General features: G+C 69.7%; 15 protein-coding genes. 10 read left to right on the top strand and 5 right to left on the bottom strand.

The features are described 5' to 3' along the window. Positions 1-244: 244 nt before the first annotated feature. The 4 genes from ACP96_RS14900 to ACP96_RS14885 form a co-directional block, all read right to left on the bottom strand. Complete coding sequence (locus ACP96_RS14900) at positions 245-853, bottom strand: DUF7504 family protein (RefSeq protein WP_050033904.1); 609 nt, start codon at positions 851-853, stop codon at positions 245-247. Between the two features lie 43 nt (positions 854-896). After that, positions 897-1289 carry a hypothetical protein gene (locus ACP96_RS14895; protein ID WP_050026529.1) on the bottom strand — a complete coding sequence of 131 codons (393 nt, stop codon included), beginning with the start codon at positions 1287-1289 and terminating at the stop codon, positions 897-899. Next, a complete protein-coding gene (locus ACP96_RS14890) occupies positions 1289-1984 on the bottom strand; it encodes an RAD55 family ATPase (protein WP_050026531.1) in 696 nt (231 codons plus the stop codon). Before ACP96_RS14890 ends, ACP96_RS14895 begins: the two co-directional genes overlap by 1 nt. Before the next feature lie 146 nt (positions 1985-2130). After that, complete coding sequence (locus ACP96_RS14885) at positions 2131-2616, bottom strand: chemotaxis protein CheW (protein ID WP_050033903.1); 486 nt, start codon at positions 2614-2616, stop codon at positions 2131-2133. A gap of 102 nt (positions 2617-2718) precedes the next feature. Between ACP96_RS14885 and cheB the strand changes: the two genes are divergently transcribed. From cheB to ACP96_RS14840, 9 genes are all read left to right on the top strand, one after another. Next, positions 2719-3831 carry a chemotaxis-specific protein-glutamate methyltransferase CheB gene (gene cheB / locus ACP96_RS14880; RefSeq protein ID WP_202593968.1) on the top strand — a complete coding sequence of 371 codons (1113 nt, stop codon included), beginning with the start codon at positions 2719-2721 and terminating at the stop codon, positions 3829-3831. Then, positions 3831-6083: a chemotaxis protein CheA gene (locus ACP96_RS14875; protein ID WP_050033901.1), complete on the top strand. Its 2253-nt coding sequence runs from the start codon at positions 3831-3833 to the stop codon at positions 6081-6083. The genes cheB and ACP96_RS14875 overlap by 1 nt, the downstream gene beginning before the upstream one ends. Then, positions 6080-6889 (top strand): CheR family methyltransferase, encoded by an 810-nt coding sequence (locus ACP96_RS14870; protein WP_050033900.1) that lies wholly within the window; start codon positions 6080-6082, stop codon positions 6887-6889. Before ACP96_RS14875 ends, ACP96_RS14870 begins: the two co-directional genes overlap by 4 nt. After that, complete coding sequence (locus tag ACP96_RS14865; RefSeq protein WP_050033899.1) at positions 6889-8100, top strand: HEAT repeat domain-containing protein; 1212 nt, start codon at positions 6889-6891, stop codon at positions 8098-8100. Before ACP96_RS14870 ends, ACP96_RS14865 begins: the two co-directional genes overlap by 1 nt. Further along, a complete protein-coding gene (locus ACP96_RS14860; protein ID WP_050033898.1) occupies positions 8101-8973 on the top strand; it encodes a CheF family chemotaxis protein in 873 nt (290 codons plus the stop codon). Positions 8974-9061: 88 nt separating this feature from the next. Further along, on the top strand, positions 9062-9775 hold the full coding sequence (locus ACP96_RS14855) for an HAD family hydrolase (RefSeq protein ID WP_050033897.1): 714 nt from the start codon (positions 9062-9064) through the stop codon (positions 9773-9775). Beyond that, positions 9772-10464, top strand: a complete 693-nt coding sequence (locus tag ACP96_RS14850) for a class II aldolase/adducin family protein (protein ID WP_050033896.1) — start codon at positions 9772-9774, stop codon at positions 10462-10464. The genes ACP96_RS14855 and ACP96_RS14850 overlap by 4 nt, the downstream gene beginning before the upstream one ends. 87 nt (positions 10465-10551) lie before the next feature. Further along, positions 10552-11523, top strand: coding sequence for a ribose 1,5-bisphosphate isomerase (locus tag ACP96_RS14845; RefSeq protein ID WP_050033895.1), 972 nt, complete (start codon positions 10552-10554; stop codon positions 11521-11523). Beyond that, the gene (locus ACP96_RS14840; RefSeq protein ID WP_154020490.1) at positions 11520-12689 is read left to right on the top strand and encodes a carbohydrate kinase family protein; all 1170 of its coding nucleotides are present in this window, start codon (positions 11520-11522) and stop codon (positions 12687-12689) included. The genes ACP96_RS14845 and ACP96_RS14840 overlap by 4 nt, the downstream gene beginning before the upstream one ends. A gap of 49 nt (positions 12690-12738) precedes the next feature. Here ACP96_RS14840 and ACP96_RS14835 read toward each other — a convergent pair whose 3' ends face one another. Further along, a complete protein-coding gene (locus tag ACP96_RS14835) occupies positions 12739-13929 on the bottom strand; it encodes a hypothetical protein (protein WP_050033893.1) in 1191 nt (396 codons plus the stop codon). Between the two features lie 270 nt (positions 13930-14199). Between ACP96_RS14835 and ACP96_RS14830 the strand changes: the two genes are divergently transcribed. Next, positions 14200-14421 (top strand): hypothetical protein, encoded by a 222-nt coding sequence (locus ACP96_RS14830; protein WP_050026621.1) that lies wholly within the window; start codon positions 14200-14202, stop codon positions 14419-14421. The last annotated feature ends 128 nt before the right edge of the window (positions 14422-14549 follow it).

Here is a 14549-nt window from a genome sequence, read left to right as displayed (position 1 = left end):
ATAAACAATGCAAAAAACACGTATGGAAGTAGATGCTTTCTCGACCCTCCGCAGCGTTCGTAGGGTTCTTCGTCTCGTCTTCAGCGTTCTTCCGGTGTGAAACCGAGGTTTTGCTGCCGCCGTTATCGAGAGAGTGGACAACTAGCGACAGTTCTCCCGTGTTGGCCAGTCACGGGATGGCCTGTATCGACCGCAACCGGGTCAGAGAATATCACTTTCCGAGGATTTCAACAGAGTCAAAACCCTAAAACGCGGTCCACTCCGAGGGCTTCCCGACCCGACCGCGGACCCGGAACTCCCGGTCGTCGCCCTCGACGCGGGTCTCGACGATCACGTCGAACGGCTCGTGGAGGGTGTGGACGATCTGCTCGTCGTGGGCGGTCGAGTTGACCACGCCGGCGAACGGCCATCCCTGCCCGGAGGTCTGCGAGGTCATCACGCGGGTGAACTGGTAGATCCGATCGGCGTCCCAGTACATCAACAGCTGGGAGAGCGAGTAGACGCCGACGGCGCGGTCGCGGCCGGCGGAGGACTCGACCACGTCGGTGAACTTGATCCCGATATCGGTGAGGTTGCCGGCGCTGGCGACGTACTTCGTCGTTGGGGTGTCGTCGCGCTTGTCGCCCTGCTCGTGGGTGACGCAGTCGATGACGACCACGTCGTCGCCGTCCTCGCCGGTGATCGCCTCGTAGTCCTCGCGGACCTTCTCCGCGGTGCGGCCGGTGGAGATAACCACCGGACCGGTCGACCACGCGGCGAGCAGTCGGTTGAACAGGTCGTACTTCCCGCTCATCGGCGGCCCGGTGACGAGCACGCTGTCGGCGTCGCGGACAGCGTCGGGAAGCACGGTCATGTGTCTGGGTTGAGGCGGTATCGGGTAAAACCCTTCCGAGGGATCACTTCCGAAGCATCGACGGGAGGTCAAGCGAGGACGGGGGACCTTTGCGGGGCCGCCTCGTGAGTGTCAGTTCCGTTATCGCTCCGGGGAGGGCGGCCGACACGGGCGAACCGCGCGGGGAGCCGGCGCCGTCGACGAGCCGGTCCCAGACCGCCTCGGCGTCGGGATCGTCGGCCTCGGCGGCGATTTCGAGCGCCTTGGTCCGCCCCTCGTCGTACGAGAGCTCGATCAGGCTCCGGTCGTAGGCGTTCTCGAAGGCGTCCAGCACACGGTCGAGCTCGGCCGGCCGCTCGCTGCCGACCCCGTCGGCGACGCCGAGCGCGAACGCGCGTTCGACCGCCTCCTCGCGGGTGAGCTCGTCCCACTCCGTACCGAAGGTCCGGTCGTACATCAGCGGCTCACCGTCGCCGCCTCGCCGACGCGAAGCCCGCCGTCGGTGAACTCGATATCCTGGATGTCGGTGTCGACGTCGGTCCCGCGCATCTTCAGCACCTGTATCCCGCGCTGCATCCCGTCGTCTTCGAGGTAATTGTGCATGAAGACGACGCCGTGCGCGAGGTAGTGCTCCTCGGAGTAGGCGCTCGGATCGGTCATCTCGGAGATGAGCAGGGTCGTCGCGTCCGTCCGCTTCAGCGAGGAGAGCAGCTGCACCATCGTGTCCTCGTCGTCGTCGAGGAGGAACCGCAACAGCATGGTGGAGTCGAAGACGACCCGGTCGATGTCGCGGGAGTTGATAAAGCCCGTGAGCCGGTTCGTCACTCCGGAGTGGTCCCGCCGTTCGCCCGGCAGGCCGAAGAAGCGTCGGCCGTCCGAGGAGAAGGAGTCGAGGAAGGTGATCCGGTCGCTGTCGAGGGCGCGGTCGAACCCGAAGTCGTACCCGCCCATGTCGCGGCGGATCCCCTCCTTCGTCTCGTGCATGCTGATGTACAGCACGTCCTCGCCGTTGCGGGCGCCCTGCGCGGCGAACTGCGAGCAGAACGTCGTTTTCCCGCTGCCGGGAGGGCCGCTGACAACGTACAGGCGATTCTCCGGGAAGCCGCCGTCGACGAGGGCGTCGAACCCGGGAACGCCGCTTGAGGCGCGCATACGGATCGACTTGTCGGTCACCGGATAAGGGTTGCCACCCGGTTCTCACGGGTGAGAACGCTCGCGAACGGCTGCGGTTCGACGCGGGACGGCCCGCGGACGGGCCGGCGCACTGCGGTCGCGGGACAGGCGGGACGACGGGCGCGCTACGCCTCGGCGTCCTCGCTCTCCGCGCCGAGCTCGGCGGCGTCGAGGTCCCCGATCTCGTCAATGTCCGGCGAGACCCAGACCACGAAGCGGTCGTCGGACTTGACGATCCCGTTGACCCCCTCGTCGTCGACGGTCGTCGCCTGATCGACGTCCTCCGGGGCCACGTCGCGGACCTGGAACACCTCGTCGACCATCCAGCCGACGGTGCCCCCTTCGTCGATCTCGTCGTCGTCGAACACGACGATCCGCTCGCGGGGGCCCTCCTCGTCGATCGAGAAGAGGGTCTTCGGGTCGACGATCGTGGTCGTGCGCCCTCGGAGGTCCATCACGCCCTCGACGTGGTCGGGGGAGTTGGGGATCCGCGTGAGTTCGCCGGCGTCGACGATCTCGTCGATGACCCCGATGTCCAGACAGTACGTCCCGTCGCCCAGTCCGAACTCCAGCACCTTCGTTGGTTCGGCGTCGGTCTCGATGGCTGCCATGGACGTGTCTGCGGCGAAGGGACCAATAACCGTGTCCCCTGAATTATCAGGCGTGATTACCGGGTCCGTGGATTTATGCTGATTCTGGGCCGGCTTCCGTACATGAGTAGGACGACGGATCGGCGAGGCGGTCGCGACGGCTCCTTACGGGTGGTTGTCGTCGACGACTCGCCGTTCATGCGAGGGTTGATCTCCGACCTCTTGACCGACGCGGGGGTCTCGGTCGTCGGCGAGGCGGGCGACGGTGCCGAAGCGCTGTCGGTGGTCGCCGAGACACGTCCGGACGTGGTGACGATGGACGTCGAGATGCCGGGAATGGGCGGGCTCGAAGCCGTCGAGCGGCTGATGGACGAGACGCCGACCCCCGTGCTGATGCTCTCGGCGCACACCGCGGAGGGCGCGGAGGTGACGTTCGAGGCGCTCGAACGGGGCGCGGTCGACTTCTTCTCGAAGCCCGGCGGCGAGGTCTCGACCGGCGTCTCTCGCGAGTCCGACCGGCTCGTCGAGGCGGTCCGGTCGGTCGCGAGCGCCGACCTCGCCGCGGCGACGCGCGACCGCCGCGAGCGCGAGGACGCCGAGGGCTCCCCGGACGCCGCGACCGCCGGGGCATCGACGCCCTCCGCGCCGACCGCGACCGCCGAGGTCGACGGGCCGCTGACGGTCGTGATCGGCGCGTCGACCGGCGGGCCGAACGCGGTCGAGCGCGTCATGGCGGCGCTGCCGATGGCCGACTGTCGGATCGTGATCGTCCAGCACATGCCGGAGGCGTTCACCTCGCGGTTCGCCGACCGCCTCGACGAGGCCTCGGCGTACGACGTGCGCGAAGCGAGCGACGGCGCTCGGATCGGCTCCGGCGAGGCGCTCGTCGCCCGCGGCGGGAGCCACACCAAGATCGACAGCTACCGGTCGGGACGGCTCCGGGTCAAGCTCGCCGAGGACGACTCGCAGTCCGTCACGCCCGCCGCGGACGTGACGATGCGCTCCGCGGCCGAGGTCGTCGACGGCCCCCTCGTGGGCGTCGTGTTGACGGGGATGGGCGCGGACGCCGCCGAGGGGATCCGAGCGATGGCTGACGCGGGAGCGCGGACCATCGCGCAGAGCGAGGACACCTGCGTGATCTACGGGATGCCGAAGCGCGCGGTGGAGACGGGCGGCGTCGACGAGGTACACGACCTCGACGACGTGGCCGGCGCGATCGTGGGGGGTGAGGCCTGATGGACTCCCACCGCGCCGCGTTCGTGGCCGAGGCGGAAGACGGGATCACGGACCTGAACAACGCCTTGCTCGCCTTGGAGGCCGACCCCGAGGACGCCGAGGCGATGGACGACGTGTTCCGCGTCGCCCACACGCTGAAGGGGAACGCCGCGGCGATGGGGTACGAGGACGTCTCCGACTTCGGGCACGCCCTCGAAGATCTCCTCGACGCGGTCCGACAGGGCGACCGGGAGGTGACGCCCGAGCTGATGGACCTCCTCTTCGAGGGGGTCGACACCGTCGAGGCGATGGTCTCGGAGATCGCCGACACGGGCGACGTGTCGACCGATCCCTCCGACCTGGAGAGTCGCCTCCGCGAGATGGAGGAGCACGGGACCGTCGAGGCCGGGGACGGTGATGGCAACGCCGACGGCTCTGCGCCCGACGCCGACGATGCCGGCGACGAAGCCGACGCTGATACCGAGAGCGATGCTGACGAGAGCGGGGCAGCCGACGACGCGACCGAGGACGACCCAGACGAGGTATCCGTCCCCGACCTCCCCGACGCGGCGGCCGCCCTCGACGACCCGGTCGTGTACGCGGACGTGACGATCGGCGAGACCGCGATGGCGGGCGTCGACGCGGCGCTCGTGGTGCAGGCGCTCGACGGCCAGTTCGGCGAGTACGTCACGGTTCCCGGCCCCGAGGCGTTGGAGGACGGCGAGTACGACGAGCGGTTCGACGCCTTCGTCGCCGACGCCGACCCCGCGGTCGTCGCCGAGGGGATCGGCGCGCTCACGCAGGTCGAGTCGATCGCGACCGCCCTCGTTGGAGACGGAGAAGGAGGTGAAGGTGGCGACGCAGTCGAGACCACCGACGACGCCGGAGCGACTGCGGAGGCCGACGACGGTGGCGCTGTCGACGACGCCGAGTCGGACACCGATGCCGATCCCGACACCGACGACGCGGGTGACAAGGACACTGCCGGCGACAACGACGACACCGAAAACGCAAACGACGCCGAAGACGACTCCTCGTCCGACTCCAAGTCCGGCGACGAGATCAAGTCCATCCGGGTCGACGTCGACCAGGTCGACGAGCTGTACGGGCTCGTCGAGCAGCTGGTGACGAGCCGGATCAAGCTCCGCCGAGAGCTGGAGGAGTTGAACGCGCAGTCGGACGCGTTAGACGAGCTCGACAAGCTCGCGTCCAGCCTGCAGGACACCGCGATGGACATGCGGCTCATCCCGTTCTCACAGGTGTCTGACTCGTTCCCGCGGCTCGTCCGCGACATCTCGCGGGACCTCGACAAGCGGATCGACTTCGAGATCGAGGGCTCCGACGTGGAGCTCGACCGCACCATCCTCACGGAAATGCGCGACCCGCTCGTCCACGTCCTGCGGAACGCGGTCGATCACGGGATCGAGCCGCCCGAGGAGCGCGAGGCGGCCGGGAAGGACCCGACCGGCCACGTCGAACTCACCGCCGAGCGCGAGCGCGACCACGTGATCATCGAGGTGTCCGACGACGGCGGTGGACTCGACCCCGACCAGCTCCGCGAGAAGGCGGTCGACGAGGGCGTCAAGAGCCGCGACGCGGTCGAGGCGATGGAGGACGACGAGGCCTACGACCTCGTCTTCCACCCCGGCTTCTCCACCGCGGAGGAGGTCACCGACGTCTCCGGGCGCGGCGTCGGGATGGACGTGGTCCGGACGACCGCGCGCGACCTCGACGGCTCCGTCTCGGTCGAGAGCGAACCGGGCGAGGGGACCACGGTCCGGTTCCGGCTCCCCGTCACCGTCGCCATCGTGAAGGTGATGTTCGTCGACGTGGGCGGCACGGAGTACGGGATCCCGATCAAGTCGATCGCGGAGGTCGCCCGCGCGGACGACGTGGAGGAGGTTCACGGCGACGAGATCGTTCGTCACGAGGACGATCTCTACCCCGTGATCCGGCTGAACGAGCGGCTCGCGGACAGCGGCGCCGCGGCGGCCGGATCGGGGGCCGGCGCCGGTGGTTCCGCGGAGGGCGACGCTGCCGGAACCGAGATGGAGTCGGCGACGACCGACGGCGGCGTGACCGACGAGGGGATGCTCGTGCGGATCCGCGAGGAGACCCGACAGGTCGCGCTCCACTGCGACGCCGTCCTCGATCAGGAAGAAGTGGTCGTGAAACCGCTCGACGGGCCGCTGTCGGGGACGCCGGGGCTCAGCGGTACGGCGGTCCTCGGCGACGGCGACGTCGTGGCCGTCCTCGACGTGGTGAGCCTATGAGCGGCGAGACCGAGACTGAGTTCGAGGGCGTCCTCCGGCAGATCAACGACACGGTGCCGTTCGAGCCCGGCTACTACAACGAGTCGTACCTCGACCGCCGGATCACCGCCCGGATGCGCCGGCGCGACACTGAGTCACACGCCGAGTACGAGCGGCTGCTCCGGGAGGACGACGGCGAGCGCGAGGCCCTGATGGACGCGCTCACGATCAACGTGACGGAGTTCTTCCGCAACCCGGAGATGTGGGACGCGCTCCGAGACGTGCTCCGCGAGCGGACGAGCGAAAAGCGCCGGGTCCGCGTCTGGTCGGCCCCCTCGGCCGACGGCCGGGAGCCGTACTCGGTCGCGATGCTGGCCTGCGACGACCCCGATATCGACGAGTCTCGGGTCGAGGTGCTCGGCTCGGACATCAGCGAGGAGGCGCTCGACAACGCCCGCCAAGGCGTCTATCACACCACGCGCACGACCGACATCGCGGCGGAGCTCGAACCCCTCTCGGACCCCGACCGCTACGTCGAGCGCGACGAGGACGCGTTCCGGGTGCGCTCGGAGGTTCAGCGGCTCGTCGACTTCGAGACGCACGACCTGATCCGCGACGGCGCGCGCGACCCCTTCGACGTGGTGTTGTGCCGCAACCTGCTGATCTACATCGACGTGGACCACAAGGGAGCGCTGTTCGACACGCTGGAGGCGTCGCTCGCGGACGACGGCGTGCTCGTGCTCGGGATGACCGAGAGCGTCCCGCCGGACCGGTCGGACAGGTACGAACCGATCGACAAGCGCCGGCGGGTGTTCCGGAGGGTCTGATGTCGCTGTACCAGCACGCGCGGGACGAAAACGCCGAGCGGCTCAGGGACGCCATGGGCAGCGACAGCGCCGCGGTCCGGAAGCGCGCGTCCCAGTTCCTCGGCGAGGTCGCCGGCCCCGACGACCAGCCGTCCATCGACGTGCTCTTGCGCGCCGCGACCGGTGACGAGGACGGACAGGTCCGCGGGGCCGCGGTCGACGCGCTCGACGAGATCGGCGAGGCGGCGCTCGAACAGCTCCTCGCGGAGCTCACAGGCACGAAAGGCTCCGAGGCAGAGTGGGTCACCGCCCGCAAGTTCGCCCGCGCGCTGCAGGCCGACCGCCCGGAGCTCCGGATGGCCGCCGCCAAGGCGCTCGGCCGGCTTGACGACGCGAGCGGTCTCCAACACCTCGTCGACGCGCTCGAGGACGAGGACGCTCGCGTCAGGCTCCGGGCGTGTCAGGCCTGCGGGACCTTCGCCGACCCGCGTGCAGTTCCCGGGCTGACGGACCGTCTCGACGACGACGAGCCGCGGGTTCGGCGAGCCGCCGCAAACGCGCTCGGTAACATCGGAACCGATCGGGCGCTTTCCCCCCTCTTGGACCTACTCGACGACGGCGACGAGTCGCTTCGGCGGATCGCCGCCGGCGCGCTCGGGAAAGCGAACAACCCGGAACCTGTCGAGCCGCTGGCGCGCGCGCTCGGCGACGAGAGCGCGGTGGTGCGCAACGCCGCGGTGTACTCGGTCATCGAGCTGCTCTCGAACGTGCCGACCCAGCAGAGCCACGCCGTCCGCGATCAGGTCGTCTCCGAGCTGAAGCAGGCCGACGACGCGACCGTCGTCGAGCCGCTCGTCGAGATCCTCACCGACGGCCAGCAGAGCCGCCAGCGGCGGAACGCGTCGTGGATCCTCGGTCGCGTCGCGGAGCCGGAGTCAGCGATCGCGGTCGAGGCGCTTGCGGACGCGCTCGCGGACGACGACGCGCAGACCGCGCAGTTCGCGGCCACCAGCCTCAAGAGCCTCGGCGGGCCGATCGTCGAGGACCGGCTCCTCGACCGGCTCGGCACCGAACACCCCGAGGACGCCCGCGCGAAGGCGGTGTTCGTGCTCGGACAGGTAGGCGGCCAAGAGACGCTCAACCGGCTCGAAGAGTTCACCGACGACGAGAGTCCCGCGGTCCGGAAGCGGGTGTTCTCGGCGGTCTCGAAGCTCCGGGCGGGGGGTACGTAAATGTCCGACGGAAACGGCGAGTACAAGGTGGCCGACACCCAGGCGCGGTTCGCGGTCGCCGTCCGCGACGGACGGAAGGTGAGCGACGTCTCGTGGACGGCGGGGCGCGTACTCCTCTCGAACCGGCGGCTAATCTTAGCCGGCAACGACGGGAAGCGCACGGTCCCGCTCTCGGAACTCGAAGGGCTCGGCGGGCGTCACGACGCCAACCAGTCGGTCGCGCGCGTCTCCAACTACGTCAGCTTCGACCTCGGCGATCAGGTGTTGCTCGTCACGGCCCCGGAGCACGAGTCGTTCGAGCGCGACGTGTACCGGGCGCTGCTCGACCAACGGACGGTGACCGCGAAACACCCCGCGATCGAGGGCGGCGTCGTCCAGGAGACCGAGTGGGAGCAGGCGCGGGTAAAGATCGACGAGAACGGGCTCAACGCCGCTTTGGAAAGCGGCGCGTTCATCAAGTTCGACCTCGACGACATCAGCGGGCTCGACGCCGCGAAACGCACCGTCAACGGCGAGAAGAAGCCGGTGATCGAGGTGTCACACACCGACGACGAGGGGACGAGCATCGAGACGCACATCGCCGGCGACCCCAGTCGGATGCGGTTCGTCGAGGCGTGGCTCCGGAAAGGCGAGGAGCGCTCGTCGACGAACGTCGACCTCTCCAGCCGCGATCGAGAGGTGTTGATGGCGCTGTACTCCGGCGTCTCGCCGTTCGAGATCCCGTCGTTTCTCGGGATGGATGTCGACACCGTCGAGGAGACGTTCGAGCGGCTCGTCGACCTCGAAGTGGTCGAGGAGGTGCGGGTGCGCCGCGAGGTGGCGCTGAACTCTCGCGGGCGCAACATCGCCAGCGAGGCGATGAACGAACAGTAGCCGGCGGACGATCGCAGGTAGGCGTCGCGGGCGCTCCGCGTCGCCGCCGTCGAATCACGCTTAAGTCACAGCCGGATCGAGAGAGGGCATGAGCTACGAGGCGGTGTTCTTCGACCTCGACAACACCCTGTACCCGTACGCCCCCTGCAACGAGGCGGGCAAGCGGGCCGCATTCGCTACGTTCCGCGATCTGGGGTACGAGATGGACCGCGAGACGTTCGACGAGCTGTACGCGACCGCGCGGCGCGAGGCGAAGCGCGAGACCCGCGAGACCGCCGCCTCCCACGACCGACATATCTACTTCAAGCGCGCGTTGCAGAACCACGCCGGCGAGCACGACGCCGCCGACGCGCTGGCGCTCGGCGACGCGTACTGGGAGGGGTACGCGAGCGAGATGGAGCTGTGCGACGGGGTGGAGCGCGCCTTCGACGCTCTCGCCGAAGCGGGGACGGAGATCGCCGTCGTCACCAACCTCACCACGCGCGTCCAGCTACGGAAGCTCTCCAGACTCGCGATCGACGACCGGATCGACCGGCTCGTCACCTCCGAGGAGGTCGGCCGCGAGAAGCCGAGCGCGATCCCCTTCACGACCGCGCTCGCGGCGTTCGACCGCCGGCCGAGCGAGACGCTCATGGTCGGGGACAACGTCGGCGCCGACGTGGCCGGCGCGAACGCGCTCGGGATGGATACGGCCCTGTTCGTCGCCGACGGCGAGACGCCCTCCGTCGACGAGCTCGACGGCGACCGGCGCCCGGACCATCGGCTCGACGCGTTCGCCGACCTGACGGAGGTGGCGGTATGAGCCGGGATGGGGGCGACACCGACGCCGGTGTCACCCCCGACCTCCTGCGCGACGCCCGCGAGGCGGTCGTCGAGTACGCGCCGGCGCTCGCGGACCTGACTCCCGGCCGGACCGGAAACCTGAGCGTCCGCGACGGCGACGCGGTCGCGGTGACACCGACCGGCGTCCCGTACGACTCCTTCGACGCCGCCGACGTGCCGGTGGTCTCGCTGGAGGGCGAGCGGCTGGCGGGCCGGATGGCCCCGTCGAGCGAGGTGCCGATGCACACGGGGATTTATAAACATGATCGGCCGGGCGCGATCGTCCACACCCACTCGCCGTGGGCGACGACGATGGCGACGCTCCACCGGAAGCTCCCGCCCGTCCACTACATGATCGCCGCCGTGGGCCGAGAGGTCCCGCTGGCCGACTACGCGCCGTACGGCACGGAGGAACTGGCTGCGAACGTGGTGGCCGCGATGGCCGAGGCTGACTCCGACGCCGCGATCCTCGCGAACCACGGGCTCGTCGTCACCGGGCCCGACATCGAGACGGCAGTCGAGAACACCCACCACGTCGAGGACCTCTGCCGGCTCTATCTCCGGGCGTCGGCGGTTGGCGAGCCGCACGTGCTCTCCGACGAGCAGATGGCGACCGTCGAGGAACGGTTCGAGAGCTACGGCCAGCAGCCGGACGCCGGCGACTCGTAGCGAGGGACGGCAGCCGGACGCCGACGGCGAGTCGCCCGATCTCCTCTCGCCCGGTTTTATAAATAGCGGGCCGGCTACTGGATCGGTATGACCGATACAGAGCCGGCGGCCCCGGTCCGGGAGACCGCCGAATCGATCGCGACGATGGAGACCCGCGGCGCGGCGGCCATCGCGTCCGCGGCCGCGGAGGCGCTCGCCGAGCAGGCCGAGGCGGCGGCCGCGTCCGGCGAGACCGCGAGCGATCCCGCCGCCTTCCGCGCGTCGATGCGTGCCGCGGCGCGGACCCTCCGCGAGACCCGCCCGACCGCCGTGTCGCTGCCGAACGCCCTCCGATACGTCCTCCAGCGGATGGAGGGCGAGACGGTGGACGAGCTGCGCCGCAGCGTCGTCGACGCGAGCGAGCAGTTCGTCCGCCAGCTCGACCGCGCGCAGGACGACCTCGGGCAGGTGGGGGCGAACCGCCTCGCCGACGGCGACACGGTGATGACCCACTGCCACTCGACGGACGCCTTGGCGTGCATCGAGGCGGCCGTCGAACAGGGGAAGTCGATCTCGGCGGTCGTCAAGGAGACGCGCCCGCGCCAGCAGGGCCACATCACCGCCGAACAGCTCCGCGACGCGGGCGTCCCCGTCACCCTGATCGTCGACTCCGCGGCGCGGCGCTACCTCAACGAGGTCGACCACGTCGTCGTCGGCGCCGACTCGATCGCCGCGGACGGCGGCGTCATCAACAAGATCGGTACCTCCGGACTCGCGGTCAACGCCCGCGAGCGCGGGGTCCCGATCATGACCGCCGCCCAGACGATCAAGCTCCACCCGGAGACGCTGACGGGCCACACCGTCGAGATCGAGATGCGCGACGAGGGTGAGGTGATCGGCTCCGAGGCCCGCGACGAGATCGGCGAGATCGCGGTCGAGAACCCGGCGTTCGACGTGACGCCGCCGCGGTACATGGACGCGATCGTCACCGAGCACGGCCAGTTCCCGCCCGAGAGCATCGTGACGCTGATGCGGGAGCTGTTCGGCGAGGGCGCCGCCGAGCCGTGGGCCGAGCCATGAGCGGGGACGGCGCGGGAGGCGGCGGCCCCGACGACTGGGAGGAGGAGGTCGCGGAGTGGGACGAGGAGGTCTCCGAGTGGGAGGCCGACGAGGGCGACGGATCCGCCGCTGGCAACGGGGACGACGCTGACGACGACAGACACGTCGACGGCGAACAGCTCGAGGGCGAACACGTCGACCGCGAGCCCGACCTCGAACCGGACTCAGCCGACCGCGTCCCGAAGGTGGTCTCGGCCGGCCACATCAACTGGGACGTGACGATCCACGTCGACAAGCTGCCGGAGCCCGACGGAGAGACCCGAATCGATTTACTCGAACAGTCCGGCGGCGGCAGCGCCGCGAACGTCGCGGTCGGGCTCGTCGGCCTCGGCGGCCAGTCGGTCGTCTACGGGAGCGTCGGCGGTGACGAGTCGGGCGCGCTGGCGCTCCGCGAGCTGGCGAGCGCCGGCGTCGACCCCGGACAGGTCCTCGTCGACGCGGACGAGCCGACCTCGGTGAAGTACGCGATCGTCGACGGCAGCGGGGAGCTTCTCATGTTAGCCAACGACGGCGCCAACGAGTCGTTCACCGCGGCCGAGCTCGACCGCGACACGCTGGCGGCGGCCGACCACCTCCACCTCACCGGCCAGCAGCCGGGGACCGCGGCCGCGCTCGCGACCGCCGCGGCCGAGGCCGGAACGACCCGGAGCTTCGACCCGGGACGCCGCGTGGGCGACCGCGAGTTCGAGGCCGCGCTCCACGCGGCGGACGTGCTCTTCCTGAACGCCCCGGAGGCCGACGCGCTCGCCGACGCGACCGACATCGACCCGTGGGAGCCCGACGACCGCGTCGTCGCGATCAAACTCGGCGAAGAGGGCGCGACGGTCCGGACTCCCCACGGCGACGTGTCGCACCCCGGCTTCGACGTCGACGCGGTCGACACCGTCGGGGCGGGCGACGCGTTCGCGGCCGGGTTTCTGGGCGCCGCGCTCAGAGACCCCGACATCACTGGCGACGAGTTCTCGCACGACCCGCGTGACTACCAGGTGCCGCTGCTCGTCGGCAACGCCTGCGGCGCGATCGCGGCCGAGACGGTGACCGCCCGCGCGGACCTCTCGTGGGAGCGCGTTCGGTCGGTGATGGGCGAGTCGCCGGAGTCGGACCTGCTGATCGAGATCCGGGTGTGAGCGCGGTGGGCGCCGGGCACGAGCGTCCGGCGGCACCGGAGCCCGGCGTCTACCCGACGTAGTCGAACGCGACCGCGAGGTCGGCGGCGCCCCAAAAGACGAACCGATAGCGGCCCGGCACTAGGTTGGGGCAGACCCGGAGGTCGTCGGCGTGTGGACCGCCCTCGACGAGCCCGGACTCGGTCATCTCGAACTCCCAGGTGAGCGTCTCGCCCGGCCGAACGCCGATCGCCTCATCGGTGTACTCGAACGTGGCGCCCTCGTCGCCGCCGCGGATCTCGGTCCATCCAGCCTCGGTCCGCAGTTCGAGGTTGTACTTCCCCTGATTGCCGACGGAGGCCTCGCGGCCCGACACGTTCGTCAGCTCGATCCTGAAGCGGGTTCCGCGGGCGATCGAGAGCTCCTCCGACCCGGCGTCGTCGTCCCCGGGAATCACGGCTCGGAGCGCGAGCGGTCCGTCGCCGCCCGCGTCGCTGCCCGCGCCTCCGCCGCCGCCCCAGTTGACCCCACTCTCGTAGGCCTGCGGGTGCCGCTCGAACCCCTCCGTCTCGCAGTCGAACGAGGCGGGGACGTTCGGGGGGTCACCGTCGGGGCGGACGCCCCCGGGCAGCGCTTCGGGGTCGATGAGACCGTCCTCGCCGCGGACCTCGCCGGTCTCGCCCCACCCGTCCGTCACCGAGAGTCGGAGCGAATCCGGTAGCGGGTCGGCGGTGACCCTGAGCAACGCGCCGGAGAACGTGATCGCCTCGCCGCACGCCTCGTTGTCGTCGGCGGTGTTCTCGACGGTCGCGCTGGCGACGAGCGTCTCGTCCTCCATGCCCATATCGTCGAACGCGATTCGGTCGTGGCACGTGGTCGGGCCGACCGATTCGACGTACGCGAGCACGGACGACGAGAAGTCGGTCGCCTCGACGAACTCTCTCACCTCCGCGGGGGCGTCGTCGAACAGCCACCGCGTCTCGTTCCCCTCGGTGAACAGCACACAGAAACCGCGGCGCGACTCGCGGTCCCACGCGGGACCCGAGAGCGCGCCTCCTGTCTGCTGGACCGCCGTGTCGGAGACGCCCGAGCCTTCGTCGCTTCCGTCCTCGCCGTCGTCGGTTCCGTTTCCGGTCCCGTCGTTGGTCCCGTCGCCGCCGTCTCCCGCGCCGGGATCGGCTCCATCGGAACACCCGGCGAGGGCGGCGACACTTCCCGCCCCGAGGCCGTATATCGCCGTTCGACGCGTGAGTTCGGTCATAAGCGCGGCTACGACGGCCGCACATAAGGGCTTCCCGTAGGCACAAACGCCTCTCTGTGCTACGTGGGGTTGTCGCCACCCCTATCGCCACCGATCGAACCGTGTATCGACGATTGTCGTCGATCGATGAAAAAGAGTGAGAGGACTCGATAAAGAATTAGACCGATTTTGAGGGCGTTTTAAAACGTCGCCGAGCCGCGAGAAACGTGGTGAAATTCCCCGAACCCTCTGCGGGCTATATGGGGTCATCAGTCGTAGGAGGTAGTGTCCATGTCAATCCCCGCTCCCACGCGTCTCGCGTCCGGCCGGCAGGTCGCCGGACTGATGACCGGCACGATGAAGGCCGCCGCCTTCTGGGCGGCGATCGCCATTCCGACCGCGTACCCCGTGCTCCTCTACATGGGGCTCGAAGGCACTCCCGGTCTGCTGTTCGTCGGCCTGCTGTTCGCGAACGCCCTCGCGCTCGCGCTCGGTCACGACTACAAACGCTGAGGTCGCCACGCCCTCCGAACCGCATCGCCACCGACGACCGACCGTCGCCCTCCCGCGACCGCGCCCTCCCTCTCTTCGAACAAGGAGCCGTCGGCTTACCGGTCTCGAAGCGCTTACCCACCGCCCGG

It is taken from the genome of Halorubrum halophilum (genome assembly GCF_000739595.1).
In the GTDB taxonomy this organism is placed as follows: domain Archaea; phylum Halobacteriota; class Halobacteria; order Halobacteriales; family Haloferacaceae; genus Halorubrum; species Halorubrum halophilum.
Note: the sequence above shows the minus strand (reverse complement) of the source record. Positions and strands in the feature narration are given on the sequence as shown.

What these genes read in the sequence shown, in the direction of transcription:
- ACP96_RS14855 (WP_050033897.1), top strand. Translation starts at nt 9,062, where the DNA reads ATGAGCTACGAGGCGGTGTTCTTCGACCTCGACAACACCCTGTACCCG.
- cheB (WP_202593968.1), top strand. Translation starts at nt 2,719, where the DNA reads ATGAGTAGGACGACGGATCGGCGAGGCGGTCGCGACGGCTCCTTACGG.
- ACP96_RS14890 (WP_050026531.1), bottom strand. Translation starts at nt 1,984, where the DNA reads ATGCGCGCCTCAAGCGGCGTTCCCGGGTTCGACGCCCTCGTCGACGGC.
- ACP96_RS14870 (WP_050033900.1), top strand. Translation starts at nt 6,080, where the DNA reads ATGAGCGGCGAGACCGAGACTGAGTTCGAGGGCGTCCTCCGGCAGATC.
- ACP96_RS14845 (WP_050033895.1), top strand. Translation starts at nt 10,552, where the DNA reads ATGACCGATACAGAGCCGGCGGCCCCGGTCCGGGAGACCGCCGAATCG.
- ACP96_RS14850 (WP_050033896.1), top strand. Translation starts at nt 9,772, where the DNA reads ATGAGCCGGGATGGGGGCGACACCGACGCCGGTGTCACCCCCGACCTC.
- ACP96_RS14835 (WP_050033893.1), bottom strand. Translation starts at nt 13,929, where the DNA reads ATGACCGAACTCACGCGTCGAACGGCGATATACGGCCTCGGGGCGGGA.
- ACP96_RS14865 (WP_050033899.1), top strand. Translation starts at nt 6,889, where the DNA reads ATGTCGCTGTACCAGCACGCGCGGGACGAAAACGCCGAGCGGCTCAGG.
- ACP96_RS14900 (WP_050033904.1), bottom strand. Translation starts at nt 853, where the DNA reads ATGACCGTGCTTCCCGACGCTGTCCGCGACGCCGACAGCGTGCTCGTC.
- ACP96_RS14875 (WP_050033901.1), top strand. Translation starts at nt 3,831, where the DNA reads ATGGACTCCCACCGCGCCGCGTTCGTGGCCGAGGCGGAAGACGGGATC.
- ACP96_RS14830 (WP_050026621.1), top strand. Translation starts at nt 14,200, where the DNA reads ATGTCAATCCCCGCTCCCACGCGTCTCGCGTCCGGCCGGCAGGTCGCC.
- ACP96_RS14885 (WP_050033903.1), bottom strand. Translation starts at nt 2,616, where the DNA reads ATGGCAGCCATCGAGACCGACGCCGAACCAACGAAGGTGCTGGAGTTC.
- ACP96_RS14860 (WP_050033898.1), top strand. Translation starts at nt 8,101, where the DNA reads ATGTCCGACGGAAACGGCGAGTACAAGGTGGCCGACACCCAGGCGCGG.
- ACP96_RS14840 (WP_154020490.1), top strand. Translation starts at nt 11,520, where the DNA reads ATGAGCGGGGACGGCGCGGGAGGCGGCGGCCCCGACGACTGGGAGGAG.
- ACP96_RS14895 (WP_050026529.1), bottom strand. Translation starts at nt 1,289, where the DNA reads ATGTACGACCGGACCTTCGGTACGGAGTGGGACGAGCTCACCCGCGAG.